The sequence below is a fragment of the Streptomyces sp. NPDC005494 genome (genome assembly GCF_042872025.1).
Classification (GTDB): Bacteria; Actinomycetota; Actinomycetes; order Streptomycetales; family Streptomycetaceae; genus Streptomyces.
Genome location: NZ_JBIAJR010000010.1, coordinates 332,729 through 350,764, shown reverse-complemented (window position 1 = coordinate 350,764; position 18,036 = coordinate 332,729). Strand labels below are relative to the sequence as shown.

Sequence of the window (18,036 nt, the reverse complement as noted above, 5' to 3'; positions counted from 1 at the left end):
GGGGGGACCGTCAGGCCGTCTGCTCCTGGACGGCCGGGCGGCGGCTGGCGATGACCTTCTTCGCGAGCGAGCGGGGGCTGGTCAGGAAGCCGTAGCCCCAGGACATGTGCATGGTGGCCAGGGCCACCGGGATCTGGACCCTGGCCTTCAGCGGCAGGCCCTTCCCGGCGGGCAGCGACCCGGCGACGATGGCCGCGACGTAACCGGCCGGCACGACGAAGGCCCACGGGGTGACGGCGGCGCCGACGACGATGCCCGCGGCTATGGCGCAGACGGCGGTCGGCGGGGCCAGGTAGCGCAGGTTGATCGAGCCGGAGTGGTAGCGGGCCACGACGTGGCGCCAGCGGCCGTAGTCCTTGTACTGCTTGGCGAGCGCGCGCACGCTGGGCCGCGGGCGGTACTGGACCTTCAGCTCGGGCGAGAACCAGATCAGGCCGCCCGCCTCGCGGATGCGGAAGTTCAGCTCCCAGTCCTGGGCGCGGATGAACTCCACGTTGTAACCGTCCGCCCGCTCCAGCGCCTCGCGGCGGAAGACCCCGAGATACACGGTCTCGGCCGGGCCCGCCTTCCCGCCGGTGTGGAAGGCCGCGTTGCCGACACCGATCTTCGACGTCATCGCGGCGGCGACGGCGTCCTCCCAGGCGTTCTCGCCCTCGGCGTGCATGATGCCGCCCACGTTCTGCGCGCCGGTCTCCTCCAGGAGCCGCACCGCCGTCGCGATGTAGTTCGGCGAAAGCATGCCGTGGCCGTCCACGCGTACCACGATCGGGTGACGTGAGGCCTTGATCGCGGCGTTGAGCGCGGCGGGGGTGCGGCCGGTCGGATTGGGGACGGTGTGGACCCGGGAGTCCTCCCGGACCAGCTCGGCGGCGATCTCGTCCGTACGGTCGTCCGACGGGCCGAGGGCGATCACGACCTCCATCTCGCCGGCGTACTCCTGCTCCAGGATGTGCCGGACCGAGTTCCTGAGATGGCGTTCCTCGTTGAGCACCGGCATGATCACGGAGACGGCGGGGTACTGCGCGGCAGACATGTGGTCCTCGGGGGTCCTCGGGGATGCCGGGGGTCCGGGGGTTTTCGCACCCCAGGAGGCGGCGTGATTCGGCCGCCACGTTACCGCGAACGAGGGACAGCGGCGCGCCCCGCCGGGTCTCCTCCCGGTCCGCAGATCGTATGGGCCTACCGTGCGAAAGTCCCACTCGCACCGCGGAGGTGTCCCCCGTGCCCACGCCGCCCCGATCGCCCCGTCCACCGCACCCCCGCATCGCTCCCCCGCAGCGCAGGACTTCCCGGCAGCCCGGAGGCCGCACCGCGCGGCGCAACCGGTCCGGCGGACGGAAGGCGCCGCCCCGGTGGGGCATGCGGGTCGCCACCGGGCTGTCCGTGCTGGTGCTCGGCGCGGGCGGGATCGGCCATGCCGTCGTGAGCGGTCTGGAGACCGGCATCGACCGGGTCGATCCGTTCAAGGACATGAAGAACCGGCCCCAGGGTGGCCACGGGATGAATCTCCTGCTCGTCGGCACCGACGGCCGCGACAGGATCACCAAGGCGGAGAAGAAGAAGTACAAGCTGGGCGGCGCCCCCTGCCACTGCACCGACACCCTGATGCTCGTCCACCTCTCGGCCGACAAGCAGCGGGCCAGCGTCATCAGCCTGCCGCGCGACAGCTACGCCGAGCTTCCGGGACACACGGACGCCACCACCGGCAAGGAGCACTCCCCCCACCCGGTGAAGCTGAACGCCGCCTACGCCGAGGGCGGGCCCCAGCTCACGGTGCGGACCGTGGAGCAGATGACGAGCATCAAGATCGACCACTATCTGGAGGTCGACTTCACCAGCTTCATGAAGACCGTCGACACCCTCGGCGGGGTCGAGATCTGCACCGCGAAGCCGCTCAAGGACGCGTACACCGGCCTGAACCTGGCCCCCGGAACCCACAAGCTGGACGGCGGGCAGTCCCTTCAGTACGTGCGCTCCCGGCATCTCGACGGAGCCGCCGACCTGGGCCGGATGCAGCGCCAGCAGAGGTTCATGGCCGCGCTGATCAAGCAGACGACCAGCAGCGGCGTGCTGATGAACCCGGTGAAGTTCCAGCAGGTCACGGCGACGATGCTGGAATCCGTACGCGCCGACAAGGGCTTCGGTACGGAGCAGATGCTGGAGCTCGGCAAGGCCATGCGCGGTTTCACCCCGGCCTCCTCCGAATTCGCCTCCGTGCCGCTGGAGGAGAAGGGCTACCAGGTCGAGGGCATCGGCGCCACGGTGAAGTGGGACGCGAAGAAGTCGAAGAAGCTGTTCCAGGCCCTGCGCGAGGACCGGCCGCTCGCCCCGCACCTGCCGAAGGAGCCCAAGGCGAAGCTCGTCGACGTGGCCCCGCAGCAGATCCGGGTCCAGGTCTACAACGGGACCCCCAAGGACGGCCTCGGCCAGGACGTGGACGCGGCCCTGCGCGCCACCGGTTTCGACACCACGCGCGCTCCGCTGAACGGCGGGCCGAGCGATCTGACGCGGACGGTGGTCAGATACGACCCGCGCTGGGACAGGTCGGCGAAGTCCCTGGCCACGGCGCTGCCCGGCTGTGAACTCCTGGCGGTGAAGGGGCAGGGCGGCACGATGAAGGTCATCGCGGGCTCCGACTTCACGAAGGTGCAGCGGGTCAAGGCCGAGAACGCGCAGCGCGGCGAGTTCGGCACGGTCACCGGGGACCAGGTGGTCTGCCCGTGACCGCCGCGAGCCGGGCGGCTCCCCGGCCCGCGGCGGCACCGGACCGGCCGGCGACCGCTCGCCGGCCGGTCCGGGGCGGGTACGGAGTTCAGCTCTCCCGGCGGCGGGCGAGGACGGTCGCCGCCAGGGCGAGCAGCGCGGCCGCCGACGCGACCAGCCAGAGCGCCTCGTAGCCGCTCTCCCCGGGCTCTCCGGTGGAGGACACCGCGAACGCCCCGAGCAGGGAGGCGAAGACCCCGCCCGCCACGGCCCCGCCCATCGTCTTGACGTTGTTGTAGAGAGCGGCGGAGACTCCGGACCTCGACGGGTCCGAGGCCTCGACGATCACCGTCGGCATGGCGCCCAGGGCGAGCCCCAGCCCCAGGCCGGTGAAGGCGGAACCGGCCGCCATCTGCCAGATCTCGTCGTGCAGGAGGACGAACTGCAGGAAGGTCAGGGCCACCAGGCCGAACGCCACCATCAGCGTGGGCCGGTAACCGATGCGCCTGGCGACGGCCGCCGTGCCCAGCGAGCCGACGACACTGCCGACGGCCCCCGGCAGCAGCACGAGCGAGATGGACAGGGCGCTCAGCCCGAAGCCGTATCCGGTGACCTCCGGGTCGGCCGCGTAGAACGTGGAGTTCGGGGCCTGGCTCCCGAAGTAGAAGACGCCGAACAGGAACGCCGCGCAGTAGAACGGGGCCGTGGTCCGCGCGGCCAGCGCCCGTACGTCCACCAAGGGCTCGGAGCCGCGCAGCTCCACCAGCACCCACGCCGCCAGCAGCACCAGCCCGAGCACGACGGGCACCAGCACCCGCGCCGAGCCCCAGGAACCGCCCTCCGCCCCGGAGATCCCCCCGAGCAGGGCGACCATGGCGGCGCCGAGCAGCACCACCCCGGCCCAGTCCACCCGGCCTCCGGCCCTGTTCCGCGACTCCGGCACCGCGACGAACGAGACGGGCACGCAGATCACCGCGAGTGCGGCGGGGACCAGCAGGGTGAGCCGCAGGCTGCCGAAGGCCGAGTCGACCACCCCCATCACCACCCCGCCGGCCATCGCTCCCAGCGTCAGCGCGCCCACCAGCCGTGCGATGGCCCGCCGCGCGTCGGCCACGGGCAGCCGGTCCCGCACGAGGGCGATCTCCAGGGGCAGCAGGGCTGCGATCGGCCCCTGGAGGACACGGCCGGCGAGCAGCGTCGCGTAATCGGGTGCGAGGGCGACGACCAGGGTGCCCACCGCGATCATCGCCAGGGCGATACGCAGCATGCGCCGGTGGCCGTACAGGTCACCGAGGCGGCCGAAGAGCGGCACGCAGACGGCGGCGGCCAGCAGTTGCACGGAGACGACCCAGTTCAGGGCGGCCGAACCGATGCCGAGGTGGCCGGCGAGATCGGGAAGCAGCGGGGCGAGTCCGACCTGGAGGAACCCGCTGGTCACCTCGAAGAGGATCAGCAGGCCGACGACGGCGGTGACGGAGGCGGGCAGCGGCTGCTCGGCGGGGTCCGCGGGCGGCGGGGTGGCGGTGGCGGTCACGGGTCACTCCTGCGGGGAGGGAGCGGGCGAGGCGCCGGACTCCGGGGTGAGCGGGGTGCCGAGCCGGCGCAGGGCCAGGCCGGCGAGGAGCGCGGCGGCGTGCGGCAGGGCGCCGTCGTCGTAGACGGCCTGCGGGGAGTGGTTCATGGGGGCCGCAGCCGGGTCGATGCCGGGCGGGCAGGCGCCGAGGCCGATGAACGCTCCGGGGACGTTCCGCAGGACGAAGGAGAAGTCCTCGGCCCCCGCCATCGGCTTCGGTGCCTCGAAGACGTGCCCGTCTCCCAGGACCTGGCGCGCGGTCTCCAGGGCGAAGGCCGCCTCGTCCGCGTCGTTGACGGTGGGCGGGTACTGCTCGACGTAGTCGATCTCGGCGGTCACTCCGTGGGCGGCGGCCACGCCGTGCACGGTGCGCTCGAAGGCGGTGCGCACCGCCGCGTGGGAGGCGTCGGAGAAGCTCCGCACGGTGGCGGCGAAGCGGGCGGTCTCCGGGATGACGTTGGCCGCGGTGCCCGCCTCGATCATCCCGACGGTGACGACGGCCGGGTCGAAGACGTCGATCTCGCGTGTGACGGCGGTCTGGAGCGCGGTGACCATGGCGCACACCGCGGGCACCGGATCGGCGGCGGTGTGCGGGGAGGAGCCGTGGCCGCCGCGCCCGCGCACGGTGACCGTAACGGCGTCCGACGCGGCGAGCATCGGGCCCGGACGGGTCGCGGCGAATCCGGTGGGCGCGCCGATGGAGATCACGTGCAGGGCGTACGCGGCGACGACCCGCTCCCCCGCGGCGTCGAGGACACCCTCGTCGATCATGATCTGGGCGCCGCCCTGCCCTTCCTCGCCGGGCTGGAACATGAACACGACGTCTCCGGCCAGTTCCGCGCGCCGGGCGGCCAGCAGCCGGGCGGCGCCGACGAGCCCGGTGACGTGCAGGTCGTGCCCGCAGGCGTGCATCCGGCCGTCGAGTACGGAGGCGTACGGCACGCCCGTGTCCTCCTGGACCGGGAGCGCGTCCATGTCACCGCGCAGGAGCACGGCGGGTCCGGGCAGACCGCCCCGGAGTACGGCGGTCACGGAGCTCAGTGCCGTACCGAGCCGGATCTCCAGGCCGAGGCCCTCCAGCGCGGCGAGGATCTTGGCCTGGGTCAGCGGCAGGTCGAGGCCGATCTCCGGCTCACGGTGGAGGGCGTGGCGCAGTTCGGTCAGTTCGGGGGCGAGGTCACGGGCCTCGTCGAGCAAAGACATGGGCGTATCGTGCGGACCGAACCCCACCGACCATGATCGTCCGCAGGAAAGCGCTCCTGATGAGCTCATCGACGCATGAATCCGCCGGGCCCTTCGAGGGCCTGCTCGGCGCGGGGCAGCCGGCGCCTCTCGACGAGCTGGACTACCTCCTGATCACCGCCCTCCAGACCTCCCCCAGGGCGGAGTGGGCCCAGATCGGCAAGGCCCTCGGGGTGGACGCCTCCACGGCGGCGCGCCGCTGGAACCGGCTCACCGAGGCAGGCAACGCCTGGCTGAGCTGTTACACGGTGGCGGTCGGGGCGGTGGTGCCGATCATCGCGTTCATCGAGGTGGACTGTGCGGCGGGCGCGCTCCACGAGGTGGCGGCGGAGATCGCCGACGATCCGCACCTGATCACCATCGAGCACGTCACCGGCGCGCGTGACCTGCTGCTGACCGCGGCCTTCCCCGACCTGGCGATGCTCGCCCGCTACGTCGGATTCCGCCTCGGACGGCTGCCCGGGGTGTCGGCCACCCGCTCCCAGACCGCGACCGCCGTCCACACCGAGGGCAGCCGCTGGCGGCTGGACCGGCTGACCCCCGGCAGCCAGGACGTGCTGGCGAAGGACCGGGGGCACGCCGCGCCGCGGCGTGGGCTGCCCGCCCCGGACGCGCTGGACACCCGGCTCTACCTGCTGCTGAGCGAGGACTTCCGGCAGCCGGCCGCCCGCCTGGCGGAGCGCCTCGGCGTCAGCCCCACCACCGTGCGCCGCAGGCTGGACCGCATGCACCGGCAGGACGCGCTCATCTACCGCTGCGAGGTGGCCCGCTACCTCTCCGGCTGGCCGATCTCCGTCACCTTCTGGGGCGTCGCTCCGGCCGGTGAGACCTCCCGCATCGCCTCCCAGCTCATCCGGATGCGCGAGACACGGCTCTGCGCCTCCCTGACCGGCCCGCACAACCTCATGCTGACGGTGTGGCTGCGCTCCGCCGAGGACATCGGCGCGTTCGAGGCCAGACTCACGGACCGCTTTCCCGAGTTCGCCGTGATGGACCGGGCGGTCGCCCTGTGGCAGCTCAAGATCGCGGGTCACCTCCTGGACCCCCGGGGCCGCCACATCAGGGGCGTGCCCGTGACGTTCTGGGAGGAGCCGGGGGCGGAACGGGCCGAGGAGGCGCTGCTGGAACGGCTGCGCGTGGCCCGCTGACCGGGCGTGGGGCCGCCGCGCAGGACGCGCCGCCCGAGAGGCCCAGGGCCTTTCGCAGGCCGGGTCAGGGGGCGGAGTCCGGTGCCGTGCATCACAAGGCGGAGGAGGGAGCCATGGCGGAGCCATGGCGACCGACGACAACGCCGCGAGGGAGGGTGCCAGGGCACGCGAGCCCCGGCATGATCCGACGAGAGGCCCTAGTCGTCGATGCCTTCCGCGGCCCGCCGCTCGCGCAGCTCCTTGATCGCGCGGCGCCGGGCGAGGCGGTGCGTCCGGCGGATCTGCGCCTCCTGGTAGCGCCGCTTGTCGCGCTCCGTCTCCGGGACGACCTCCGGCACGCGGCGCGGCTTGCCCTCCTCGTCGACCGCCGCGAACACGAGGTAGGCGCTGCCGACCTGCTGGGCGGGGGTGGACTCGTTCCACCGCTCGGCCATGACCCGTACGCCGACCTCCATCGAGGAGCGGCCCGTCCAGTTCACCTGGGCCCGGACGTGAACAAGGTCACCGACGCGGACCGGCTCCAGGAAGACCATCTCGTCCATCGACGCCGTCACGGCCGGACCGCCGGAGTGCCGGCCGGCGACCGCTCCCGCCGCGTCGTCGACGAGTTTCATGATCACGCCGCCGTGCACGGTACCCAGGAGGTTGGTGTCGTGGCTGGTCATGATGTGGCTGAGGGTGGTCCGGGAGGCCGAGGTCGGCTTGCCCGGAACATCGCCCTGCGGCGGCTGGGGCTGATCTGTCATGCCGTCCACCTTATGCGGGGGCTTGCACCCGGTTGCTTTGCATCAGCTTCGCAACAGCCGTGACCCGATCTCCCGTACACCCTGTAAGAGCCACAGGCCGAGACGGCACACTGGTCCGCATGAGCGATTGGCCCGAAGGACGGAACGGCGGACCCGGCGAGCGCTACGGGCGGGGCAGCGCCAGCCCCCAGCCCGAGAGCGCCCGTGCCATGCCGCACGTCCGGCGCCCCACGCCGCCGCAGGCCCCGCCGCGCATCCCCCCGCAGCCGGGACAGGGATACGACGACGGAGCCGGCTACGACAGCGGTTACAACACGGGCCAGGTCTACGGCGGCGGACAGCGCGGCGGCGGTCACGGAAGTGGCGGTCACGGGGGTGGCCGCGGCGGCGACAGCGGATACGTCCAGCCCCGCCCGGCACCCAACTGGGGCCGGCGCCTCAAGGTGGGCGCCCTGACGCTGGTCGTCGTGGTGCTCGCCGTCTCCATCGGCACGTACTTCTGGGCCGACGGCAAGCTCAAGCGCGAGGTGGACCTCTCCAAGGTCATCGACCGCCCCTCCGAGGGCGACGGCACGAACTACCTCATCGTCGGCTCCGACAGCCGCGAGGGCATGACGGCCGAGGACAAGAAGAAGCTGCACACGGGCTCCGCCGAGGGCAAGCGCACCGACTCGATGATGATCCTGCACGACGGCTCCAACGGCCCGACGCTGATCTCCCTGCCCCGCGACTCGAACGTCGAGATCCCCACCTTCGTCGGTTCGGAGTCCGGCAAGACCTTCAAGGGCACGGGCCGCCAGGTGAAGCTGAACGCCGCATACGCGGAGGACGGCCCCGAGCTGCTGGTCCGCACGGTCGAGTTCAACACCGGGCTGCGCATCGACCACTACGTCGAGATCGGCTTCGGCGGCTTCGCCAAGATCGTGGACGCGATCGGCGGCGTCGAGCTGGACATCCCCAAGGCCTTCAAGGACAAGAAGTCCGGTGCCGACTTCCAGGCCGGCAAGCAGACGCTGAACGGCGAGCAGTCCCTCGCCTTCGTCCGCACCCGCTACGCCTTCGCGGGCAGCGACCTGGACCGCACGAAGAACCAGCAGAAGTTCCTGGCCGCCCTGGCCTCCCAGACGGCGACCCCGTCCACGATCCTCAACCCGTTCAAGCTCTACCCGACGATGGGTGCGGGCCTGGACACGCTGATCGTCGACAAGGACATGTCGCTCTGGTCGCTCGGCAACATGTTCTTCGCGATGAAGGGCGTCACGGGCGGCGAGGGTACGTCGATGAACATCCCGCTCTCCGGCCAGAGCGTGAACGGCAACCTGGTCTGGGACAAGGACAAGGTCAAGCAGCTCGTGGAGCAGCTGAAGAACGACGAGAAGGTCACCGTCAAGGGCAGCTGACGGCGGCACGGCGGCCGGAAGCGGCCGAGACGCGAGGTCGGGCCGGGGAGGATCTCCCCGGCCCGACCTTCTTGCCGTGGTGCGGGCCCAGGGCCCACGCCACCGCGTGGTGCAAGCGGTGGCGGGCCCAGGGTCCGTCAGCGCCGCAGACGGGCCCGGACGAGAACCGCGTCGTGGTCCGTGTAGGTCGCGGGCTCGACGGTCACCTCCGGTGCGGCGAGGTTGCCGTACACGTGCTGGATGCCGGGGGCCTGGGTGGCGGTTTCGTCGGTCAGCGTCCACATGCCCTCGGGGGCGCAGGAGGTGTGCCGGTTGACGTCACCGGCGAAGACCGTCCGCCGGCCGTAGGAGGAGAGGACGTCGGCGAGTTCGGCGCACTGGACCGAGTTCGCGCTGCCCGCCGCCTCGCCGTCGGTGGAGAGGTGGCTGGTGCAGACGTTCACCCGGCGCGCGGTGGTGACGCACAGCCAGCGGCGCTCCTCCACACCGCTGAACACCGAGTACGCGGCGTCCCGCGAGCCGCGCACGGCCTCCTTGGTCAGGACCGCGTTGCCGAACACCCCACGTCCGGTGGGTGTCTTGCAGTCCAGCGGGGCGCCCCGGTAGACGACCGCGGCGAAGCGGTAGTGGTAGCCGGTGCGTTCGGCGATCTCGGCGACGTCGCCGCTGCACGCCTCGTTGAGCGTGAGGGCGTCGACGCGGTGCGTGCGTACGCGGTCGACGACCTCGTCCAGGATCTTCGGGTACGCGGTGCGGGCGAAACAGCCCGCGTAACCGCTGGCACAGAGATTCATCTGGAGCAGCGAGTAGGCCGGCCCGGCCTTCCCGTGAGCAGGCGCGTGACCGGCGGGGGCGCGACCGGTGGATGAAGAAGCCCCCGCCGAGGCGGGGGCTTTCCCGTGTGACCGAGAGGGCGCTACGGCAGGTTGCGCGCCATGACGATGCGCTGAACCTGGTTCGTGCCCTCATAAATCTGCGTGATCTTGGCGTCGCGCATCATGCGCTCGACCGGGTAGTCACGGGTGTAGCCGTAGCCGCCGAGCAGCTGGACCGCGTCCGTGGTGACCTCCATCGCGACGTCGGAGGCGAAGCACTTGGCCGCGGCGCCGAAGAAGGTCAGGTCGCTGTCGAGGCGCTCGGACCTGGCCGCCGCCGCATAGGTGAGCTGGCGGGCCGCCTCCAGCTTCATGGCCATGTCGGCGAGCATGAACTGGACGCCCTGGAAGTCGCCGATCGGCTTGCCGAACTGCTTGCGCTCCTGGACGTAACCCTTGGCATAGTCCAGGGCGCCCTGGGCGATGCCGAGGGCCTGGGCCGCGATCGTGATGCGGGTGTGGTCCAGGGTCTTCATCGCCGTGGCGAAGCCGGTGCCCTCCTCGCCGATCATGCGGTCGGCGGGGATGCGGACGTTGTCGAAGTAGATCTCGCGCGTCGGGGAGCCCTTGATGCCGAGCTTCTTCTCCGGGGCGCCGAAGGAGACGCCCTCGTCGGACTTCTCCACGACGAACGCCGAGATGCCCTTCGAGCGCTTCTCCGGGTCGGTCACGGCCATGACCGTGTAGTACTCGGACACCCCCGCGTTGGTGATCCAGCGCTTGACCCCGTTGAGAACCCAGAAGTCACCGTCGCGGACGGCCTTGGTCTTCATGCCCGCCGCGTCGGAACCCGCGTCCGGCTCGGAGAGGGCGTACGAGAACATCGCGCCGCCCTTGGCCAGCGGGCCCAGGTACTTCTTCTTGAGGTCCTCGGAGCCGGAGAGGATCACCGGGAGCGAGCCCAGCTTGTTCACGGCCGGGATGAGGGAGGAGGAGGCGCAGACGCGGGCCACCTCCTCGATCACGATGACGGTGGCGAGCGCGTCGGCACCGGCGCCGCCGTACTCCTCCGGCACGTGGACCGCGTGCAGGTCGGAGGCGACCAGTGCGTCGAGCGCCTCCTGCGGGAAGCGCGCCTCCTCGTCCACCGCTGCGGCGTGCGGGGCGATCTTCGCCTCGGCGAGCGAACGGATCGTCTCGCGGAGCATGTCGTGCTCCTCGGCCGGACGGTACAGGTCGAAATCGGTCGAACCCGCCAAGACGTTCACTCCCCAAGGATGCTAACTACCGTTAAGTAACCTAATTTTAGTGGCCCGGGCTCACGAAGGCATACGGGCGGGACACGTGACCTTGCCGACAGCCCGGGGGCCACCGGGGCGAGGGCCGTGGAAAGGCGTGGTGACCGGCCTCACGGGCGGGTGCGGGACGGCCGGAAATCCGGCGTCGGGGGGCCCGGATATGCTCGGCTCCGCACGTCGTCCGCCTCGTTCAGGAGCACCTATGGCCCTCAAGATCACCGTGATCGGCACCGGCTACCTCGGCGCCACCCATGCAGCGGCCATGGCGGAGCTCGGCTTCGAGGTCCTCGGACTGGATGTCGTGCCCGAGAAGATCGAGATGCTCTCGGCGGGCAAGGTCCCGATGTACGAGCCGGGGCTGGAGGAGCTCCTGCGCAAGCATGTCGCGGGCATCGAGGGCTCCACCGGACGGCTGCGGTTCACCACCTCCTGGGAGGAGGTGGGCGACTTCGGCGACGTGCACTTCGTCTGCGTGAACACCCCGCAGAAGCACGGCGAGTACGCCTGCGACATGAGCTACGTGGACAGCGCCTTCGAGTCGCTGGCCCCGCAACTGACGCGCCCCGCCCTGGTGGTCGGCAAGTCCACCGTGCCGGTGGGCTCGGCCGCGCGGCTCGCGGACCGCCTCGCGGAGCTGGCCCCGGTGGGCGCGGACGCGGAGCTGGCCTGGAACCCGGAGTTCCTGCGCGAGGGTTTCGCCGTGAACGACACCCTGCACCCCGACCGGCTCGTGGTCGGCGTACGCAGCGAGCGCGCCGAGAAGCTGCTGCGCGAGGTGTACGCGGGCCCGATCGGCGAGGGGTCGCCGTTCGTGGTGACGGACTTCCCGACGGCGGAGCTGGTGAAGACGTCCGCCAACTCCTTCCTCGCCACGAAGATCTCGTTCATCAACGCGATGGCGGAGGTCTGCGAGGCCGCCGACGGTGACGTGGTGAAGCTGGCGGAGGCGCTGGGCCACGACGAGCGGATCGGCAAGAAGTTCCTGCGGGCCGGGGTCGGGTTCGGAGGCGGCTGCCTGCCGAAGGACATCCGGGCCTTCATGGCGCGGGCCGGCGAGCTGGGCGCGGACCAGGCGCTGACCTTCCTGCGCGAGGTCGACTCGATCAACATGCGGCGCCGCGGTCACATGGTGGAGCTGGCCCGCGAAGCAGTCGGCGGTGCCTCCTTCCTGGGCAAGCGCGTGGCGGTGCTGGGCGCGACGTTCAAGCCGGACTCGGACGACGTGCGCGACTCCCCGGCCCTGAACGTGGCGGGGCAGATCCACCTCCAGGGCGGCCAGGTCACCGTCTTCGACCCGAAGGGCATGGACAACGCCCGCCGCCTCTTCCCGACGCTGGGCTACGCGGACACGGCGCTGGACGCGGTGCGCGGTGCGGACGTGGTGCTGCACCTGACGGAGTGGCGCGAGTTCCGCGAGCTGGACGTGGTCTCGCTCGGCGAGGCCGTGGGCAGGCGGATCATCCTGGACGGGCGCAACGCCCTGGACCCGCTGGTGTGGCGTGAGGCCGGGTGGACGTACCGCGCGATGGGCCGCCCGAAGGCCTGACCTCCCGGCCCGGGATCCGGCACCACCTCAGCCCTGCTCGGCGTCCCGTCGGGCACGGCAGGCACGGATCTCGGCGCGGGCCCCGCACAGTTGCCGGTCATGCGGGAGCATGCGGTGACGGTTACCGGCCGAGTGCGCCAACGGGTGACCGTGGGGGTGACGGTGGTGTGCCGCGCCCTCTCACTGTTCCGACCGGAGGAGGAGACGCCATGACCGTCGCCGCACTGGGCACCGTGGTCCTGGACTGCCCCGACCCCACCGCCCTGGCCGCTTTCTACGCCCAGGTGCTCGGCGGGGAGCCCGAGCACGACAGCGAGCGGTGGGTCGACCTGCGGACCGAGGGCGGGGCGAGGCTGGCCTTCCAGGCCGCGCCCGGTCACGTCGCGCCGCAGTGGCCGCAGGCCGAGGGCTCGCAGCAGTTCCATCTGGATCTGACGGTGGAGGACCTGGACGCGGCGGAGCGGGAGGTGCTGAAGCTGGGGGCGATGCTCCTCGATGCGGGTCCCCCCGCCCGCTCGTGGCGCGTGTACGCCGACCCGGCAGGGCACCCGTTCTGTCTCTGCGCCTGCTAGGAACCGGACGACGGCGGGCCGGCAGGGGCTGTGTCAGCCCCTGCCGGCCCGCCGTCGCGTCGCGCAGGGCTCAGCGCGCCGGGCCGTCCAGCTCCTCGATCGTCGCGTGCGACGGGCCGACGCGCACACTCAGGTCGCGGGCCACCGCTTCCGCCTCACGCAGGACCCGGACCGCGTTCTGCCACGTCAGCTTGGCCACGTCGGTCTCCGACCAGCCGCGCTTCAGCAGCTCGGCGATCAGATACGGGTAGCCCGAGACGTCCTCCAGCTCCAGCGGGAGGAACGCCGTGCCGTCGTAGTCACCGCCGATGCCGATGTGATCGACCCCCGCGATCTCGCGCATGTGGTCGAGATGGTCGGCGATCGTCGCCACGGTGGCCATCGGGCGCGGGTTGAGCGCCTCGAAGTCCGCGTGGATCCGCATGGCGGCCGGCGTGGTGTCCAGGTGGTGCAGCCCGTGCTCCCGCATGTTGCGGTCGGCGGCGAGCGTCCACTCGACGGCGGCGGGCAGGACGAACTTGGGTACGAACGTCGCCATGGCGACACCCCCGTTGGCCGCGAGCATCCGCAGCACGTCGTCGGGGATGTTGCGCGGGTGGTCGCAGACAGCCCGTGCGGAGGAGTGCGAGAAGATCACCGGCGCCACGGAGGTGGCGAGCGCGTCGCGCATGGTGGTGGCCGCCACGTGGGAGAGGTCGACCAGCATGCCGATGCGGTTCATCTCGCGTACGACCTCGCGGCCGAACTCCGACAGCCCTCCGACGCGCGGGGAGTCGGTCGCCGAGTCCGCCCAGTCGGTGTTGTCGTTGTGGGTGAGCGTCATGTAGCGGACGCCGAGGGTGTGCAGGGCCCGCAGGGTGCCCAGCGAGTTGTTGATGGAGTGACCGCCCTCGGCCCCCATCAGGGAGGCGATACGGCCCTCGGCGCGGGCCTTCTCCATGTCGTCCGCCGTCAGCGCGCGCCGCAGGTCGTCCGGATAGCGCTCCAGCATCTCGGCGACCACGTCGATCTGCTCCAGCGTGGCGCTCACCGCGTCGTCGCCGGCCAGATGCGGCGCGACGTAGACGGACCAGAACTGCGCTCCCACACCGCCGGCCCGCAGCCGCGGGATGTCGGTGTGCAGGGAACCGGTCTGGTCCCGGGCGATGTCGCGTGCGTCCAGGTCGTAGCCGACCTGCTCGCGCAGGGCCCAGGGGAGGTCGTTGTGACCGTCGACGACGGGGTGGCCGGCGAGGAGCAGCCGAGCGCGGTCCAGGTTGTCGCTCACCGGTGGCCTACTTCCCGAAGCCGAAGGAGTCCGCGCCCTGGGTCTTGGCGCGCAGCCGCTTGCCCTTCTCCGTCGCCTGGTCGTTGAGCTCCTGCTGGAACTCCTTCATCCGCTCCAGCAGCGCACTGTCGTGGACGGCGAGGATGCGCGCGGCGAGCAGCCCCGCGTTACGGGCCCCGCCGACCGAGACGGTGGCGACCGGGACCCCGGCCGGCATCTGGACGATGGACAGCAGGCTGTCCATGCCGTCGAGGTACTTCAGCGGTACCGGTACGCCGATCACCGGCAGCGGGGTGACCGAGGCCAGCATCCCCGGGAGGTGCGCGGCTCCCCCCGCGCCCGCGATGACGGCCTTGAGGCCGCGGTCCGCGGCCCGCTCGCCGTACGCGATCATCTCGCGCGGCATGCGGTGCGCGGAGACGACGTCGACCTCGTAGGGGATCTCGAACTCGTCGAGGGCCTTGGCCGCCGCTTCCATCACGGGCCAGTCGGAGTCCGAGCCCATCACGATGCCGACGACGGGGGCGGAGCCTTGTGCGGTCATTCGGTGATCGTTCCTCGCAGGTAGTCGGCCGCGTGCCGGGCGCGCTCCCGCACGTCCGCCAGATCGTCGCCGTAGGTGTTGACGTGGCCGACCTTTCGGCCGGGCTTCACGTCCTTGCCGTACATGTGGATCTTGAGCTGCGGGTCGCGGGCCATGCAGTGCAGGTACGCCTGGTACATGTCCGGGTAGTCACCGCCGAGGACGTTGCACATGACCGTCCACGGCGCGCGGGGACGCGGATCGCCGAGCGGGAGGTCCAGGACGGCCCGCACGTGGTTGGCGAACTGGGAGGTGACGGCGCCGTCCTGGGTCCAGTGCCCGGAGTTGTGGGGGCGCATCGCGAGCTCGTTGACGAGGATGCCGGGCTTCCCGTCGGGTCCCCGCGTCTCGAAGAGCTCGACCGCGAGGTGTCCCACCACGCCCAGCTCGTCGGCTATCCGCAGGGCGAGCTGCTGGGCCTCGCCGGCGAGGCGTTCGTCCAGGTCCGGTGCCGGGGCGATGACGGTGTCGCAGACCCCGCCGACCTGGATGGACTCGACGACCGGGTAGGCGACGGCCTGGCCGTGCGGCGAACGGACGATGTTGGCCGCCAGCTCCCGCGTGAAGTCGACCTTCTCCTCGGCGAGGACGGCGACACCGGCCCGGAAGGGCTCGGCGGCGTCCGCCTCGGAGCGGACCACCCACACGCCCTTGCCGTCGTACCCGCCGCGGACCGTCTTGAGGATGACGGGGAAGCCGCCCACCTCCTCGGCGAAGGCTGCGGCGTCCGCCGGGTCCGCGACGATGCGGTGGCGGGGGCAGGGCGCGCCGATCTCCGTGAGCTTGGCGCGCATCACCCCCTTGTCCTGGGCGTGCACGAGAGCGTCGGGGCCGGGGCGTACGGGAATGCCGTCGGCCTCCAGAGCCCGCAGGTGCTCGGTGGGCACGTGCTCGTGGTCGAAGGTGATCACGTCGCAGCCGCGGGCGAAGGCCCGTAGCGTCTCCAGGTCGCGGTAGTCGCCGACGACGACCTCACCGACCACCTGGGCGGCCGAATCCTGGGGAGTGTCACTGAGGAGCTTGAATTTCAGGCCGAGGGGGATACCCGCCTCATGGGTCATACGGGCGAGCTGACCGCCACCGACCATGCCGACTACAGGGAACGTCACCACTCCAGGGTATCGGGCGGCCGGGAACTCCCCTCACCCTCTCCGTGGAGGCCGCCCGCCCCGGGGCACAGGCGCCCCGGTCGTACGGGCCCGGCGGCTCACAGGCATCACACGGGAGGGCTGGTTAGCATGGCCGGGTTGACGAAACCGACCGGACGGGGCTGAGCGATCACCATGAGCGAACGGGGCGCACTGCGGACCCGGCTTGATCTGCTGGCCCGGGAGGTCGCCAAGTTCGGCGCGGTCGGCGCACTCGGGCTGGTCGTCAACATCGTCGTGTCCAACCTGATCTGGCGGACCACGGACATCCCGGTGGTGCGGGCCGGGCTGATGGGGACCGTCGTCGCCATCCTCTTCAACTACGTCGGGTTCCGTTACTGGACCTACCGCGACCGCGACAAGAGCGGCCGGACCCGGGAGCTGATGCTGTTCCTGCTGTTCAGCGCCGTCGGAGCGGTGATCGAGACGGGCGTCCTCTATCTGGCGACGTACGGCTTCGGATGGAACAGCCCGGTCCAGAGCAACGTCTTCAAGATCCTCGGCATCGGGATCGCCACCCTGTTCCGCTTCTGGTCCTACCGCACCTGGGTGTTCCGGGCCCTCCCCGCCAAGGAGGCCGTGCTCGACGCGGAACGATTTCTGGAGCAGCGGCGGCCGGCCGAAGAGGTGACTCCGGGCCCTGTGCCCCGCTGATCCCGCCCCCGCCGGGCGGCCCCTGTGCCCCGCTGATCCCGCGCCCGCCGGGCGTACGGCGGGTCAGCGCACCGGGCGGGCGGAGTCCTTGCGGCTCGGTGCGACCCGGCTGAGGAAGAGGGCGAAGACCGGGGGCTGCTGCTGGAGCAGTTCGAGCCGGCCCCCGTCGGCCTCGGCGAGGTCCCGGGCCACGGCGAGGCCGATGCCGGTGGAGTTGCGGCCGCTGATGGTCCGCTCGAAGATCCGCGCCCCCAGGTCGGCGGGAACACCGGGACCCTCGTCCGTGACCTCGACGACGACCTGGTTGCCGGTCACGCGGGTGCGCAGCGCCACCGTGCCGCCTCCGTGCATCAGCGAGTTCTCGATCAGCGCGGCGAGTACCTGGGCGACGGCGCCCGGGGTGCCGACGGCCTCCAGCCCGTGCTTGCCCGAGCAGACGACGGCGCGGCCGGCGCTGCGGTAGGCGGGACGCCACTCCTCGATCTGCTGCTTGACGACCTCGTCGAGGTCGAAGACGACGGCGGACCCGGTGCGCGGGTCACGGGAGTTCGTCAGCAGCCGCTGCACGACGTCCGTGAGGCGCTCGACCTGGGTGAGCGCGATGTTCGCCTCTTCCTTCACCGTGTCCGGGTCGTCGGTGACGGAGATCTCCTCGATGCGCATGGAGAGCGCGGTGAGCGGCGTACGGAGCTGGTGCGAGGCGTCCGCGGCGAGACGCCGTTCCGCGGTCAGCATCCGGGCGATGCGCTCGGCGGAGGAGTCCAGGACGTCGGCTACGCGGTCCAGCTCGGCCACCCCGTACCGCTTGTGCCGGGGGCGGGGGTCGCCCGATCCGAGGCGCTCGGCCGTCTCGGCGAGGTCGGTGAGCGGGGAGGTCAGCCGGTTGGCCTGGCGCACGGCGAGGAGGACGGCGGAGACGATGGCGAGCAGCGCCACGGCTCCGATGATCAGCAGGGTCCTGCCGACCTCACGGGTCACCGCGGAGCGGGACTCCTCGACGGTGACCTTCTCGCCCTGCTCGCCCGTCTCGGTGCTGCGGATGACGCTGTCCGTGGGGCGGTCGCCGACCTCGATGGGCGCCCGCCCGGGGATCTCGACGCGGGCGTAGCGGCTGGGGTCGACCTGTTCGGCCAGGACCTGCGGAGTGATCCGTTCGGCCCCGAGCAGCCGGCTCTCGACGACGCTGATCAGCCGGAACGCCTCGGAGTCGACGCTCTCCTGGGCGCTGTTGCTGATGGTGCGGGTCTCGACGATGACGAGGGAGACGCCGAAGACGGCGATCACCACGAGCACCACGGCGAGCGTGGAATTGATCAGTCGGCGGCGCATGACTGTCTCTGT

General features: G+C 71.5%; 16 protein-coding genes. 6 read left to right on the top strand and 10 right to left on the bottom strand.

Annotation, left to right across the window (positions count from 1 at the left end; all coding sequences use genetic code 11):
- Positions 1-10 precede the first annotated feature (10 nt).
- Positions 11-1,033 carry a glycosyltransferase family 2 protein gene (locus tag ACFYQ6_RS28000; protein ID WP_388765521.1) on the bottom strand — a complete coding sequence of 341 codons (1,023 nt, stop codon included), beginning with the start codon at positions 1,031-1,033 and terminating at the stop codon, positions 11-13.
- Positions 1,034-1,359: 326 nt separating this feature from the next.
- Here ACFYQ6_RS28000 and ACFYQ6_RS27995 point away from each other — a divergent pair, with 326 nt between their 5' ends.
- Positions 1,360-2,724, top strand: coding sequence for an LCP family protein (locus tag ACFYQ6_RS27995; RefSeq protein WP_388765519.1), 1,365 nt, complete (start codon positions 1,360-1,362; stop codon positions 2,722-2,724).
- Positions 2,725-2,812: 88 nt separating this feature from the next.
- Here ACFYQ6_RS27995 and ACFYQ6_RS27990 read toward each other — a convergent pair whose 3' ends face one another.
- Together ACFYQ6_RS27990 and ACFYQ6_RS27985 are read right to left on the bottom strand one after the other, a co-directional pair.
- Entirely contained in the window at positions 2,813-4,237 is a 1,425-nt protein-coding gene (locus ACFYQ6_RS27990) for an MFS transporter (RefSeq protein WP_388765517.1), read from the bottom strand.
- Between the two features lie 3 nt (positions 4,238-4,240).
- Positions 4,241-5,479 (bottom strand): M20 family metallopeptidase, encoded by a 1,239-nt coding sequence (locus ACFYQ6_RS27985; RefSeq protein ID WP_361575016.1) that lies wholly within the window; start codon positions 5,477-5,479, stop codon positions 4,241-4,243.
- Between the two features lie 59 nt (positions 5,480-5,538).
- Here ACFYQ6_RS27985 and ACFYQ6_RS27980 point away from each other — a divergent pair, with 59 nt between their 5' ends.
- On the top strand, positions 5,539-6,666 hold the full coding sequence (locus ACFYQ6_RS27980) for an Lrp/AsnC family transcriptional regulator (RefSeq protein WP_388765515.1): 1,128 nt from the start codon (positions 5,539-5,541) through the stop codon (positions 6,664-6,666).
- A gap of 197 nt (positions 6,667-6,863) precedes the next feature.
- Here ACFYQ6_RS27980 and ACFYQ6_RS27975 read toward each other — a convergent pair whose 3' ends face one another.
- Positions 6,864-7,412: an acyl-CoA thioesterase gene (locus ACFYQ6_RS27975; RefSeq protein ID WP_361575022.1), complete on the bottom strand. Its 549-nt coding sequence runs from the start codon at positions 7,410-7,412 to the stop codon at positions 6,864-6,866.
- A 119-nt stretch (positions 7,413-7,531) separates the two neighbouring features.
- On the opposite strand from ACFYQ6_RS27975, the gene ACFYQ6_RS27970 reads away from it, so the two are divergent.
- A complete protein-coding gene (locus ACFYQ6_RS27970) occupies positions 7,532-8,812 on the top strand; it encodes an LCP family protein (protein WP_388765513.1) in 1,281 nt (426 codons plus the stop codon).
- A gap of 137 nt (positions 8,813-8,949) precedes the next feature.
- Here the strand turns inward: ACFYQ6_RS27970 and ACFYQ6_RS27965 are convergent, their stop codons facing one another.
- Positions 8,950-9,606: an endonuclease/exonuclease/phosphatase family protein gene (locus tag ACFYQ6_RS27965; protein WP_361575028.1), complete on the bottom strand. Its 657-nt coding sequence runs from the start codon at positions 9,604-9,606 to the stop codon at positions 8,950-8,952.
- Positions 9,607-9,728: 122 nt separating this feature from the next.
- Entirely contained in the window at positions 9,729-10,886 is a 1,158-nt protein-coding gene (locus ACFYQ6_RS27960) for an acyl-CoA dehydrogenase (protein WP_388765563.1), read from the bottom strand.
- A 241-nt stretch (positions 10,887-11,127) separates the two neighbouring features.
- On the opposite strand from ACFYQ6_RS27960, the gene ACFYQ6_RS27955 reads away from it, so the two are divergent.
- Together ACFYQ6_RS27955 and ACFYQ6_RS27950 are read left to right on the top strand one after the other, a co-directional pair.
- Entirely contained in the window at positions 11,128-12,471 is a 1,344-nt protein-coding gene (locus ACFYQ6_RS27955) for a UDP-glucose/GDP-mannose dehydrogenase family protein (RefSeq protein WP_361575031.1), read from the top strand.
- Positions 12,472-12,680: 209 nt separating this feature from the next.
- Positions 12,681-13,043, top strand: coding sequence for a VOC family protein (locus ACFYQ6_RS27950; protein ID WP_388765510.1), 363 nt, complete (start codon positions 12,681-12,683; stop codon positions 13,041-13,043).
- 70 nt (positions 13,044-13,113) lie between these two features.
- Here ACFYQ6_RS27950 and ACFYQ6_RS27945 read toward each other — a convergent pair whose 3' ends face one another.
- Genes ACFYQ6_RS27945 through ACFYQ6_RS27935 form a run of 3 tightly spaced genes read right to left on the bottom strand, consistent with a single transcriptional unit; the run spans position 13,114 to position 16,002 of the window.
- Entirely contained in the window at positions 13,114-14,310 is a 1,197-nt protein-coding gene (locus tag ACFYQ6_RS27945; protein ID WP_388765508.1) for a dipeptidase, read from the bottom strand.
- Positions 14,311-14,317: 7 nt separating this feature from the next.
- Positions 14,318-14,854, bottom strand: coding sequence for a 5-(carboxyamino)imidazole ribonucleotide mutase (gene purE / locus ACFYQ6_RS27940; RefSeq protein WP_356742473.1), 537 nt, complete (start codon positions 14,852-14,854; stop codon positions 14,318-14,320).
- On the bottom strand, positions 14,851-16,002 hold the full coding sequence (locus tag ACFYQ6_RS27935; RefSeq protein ID WP_356742470.1) for a 5-(carboxyamino)imidazole ribonucleotide synthase: 1,152 nt from the start codon (positions 16,000-16,002) through the stop codon (positions 14,851-14,853). Before ACFYQ6_RS27935 ends, purE begins: the two co-directional genes overlap by 4 nt.
- Positions 16,003-16,176: 174 nt before the next feature.
- Here ACFYQ6_RS27935 and ACFYQ6_RS27930 point away from each other — a divergent pair, with 174 nt between their 5' ends.
- A complete protein-coding gene (locus ACFYQ6_RS27930; RefSeq protein ID WP_361575042.1) occupies positions 16,177-16,695 on the top strand; it encodes a GtrA family protein in 519 nt (172 codons plus the stop codon).
- A 63-nt stretch (positions 16,696-16,758) separates the two neighbouring features.
- Here the strand turns inward: ACFYQ6_RS27930 and ACFYQ6_RS27925 are convergent, their stop codons facing one another.
- Complete coding sequence (locus tag ACFYQ6_RS27925) at positions 16,759-18,024, bottom strand: ATP-binding protein (protein ID WP_361575045.1); 1,266 nt, start codon at positions 18,022-18,024, stop codon at positions 16,759-16,761.
- Between the last annotated feature and the right edge of the window lie 12 nt (positions 18,025-18,036).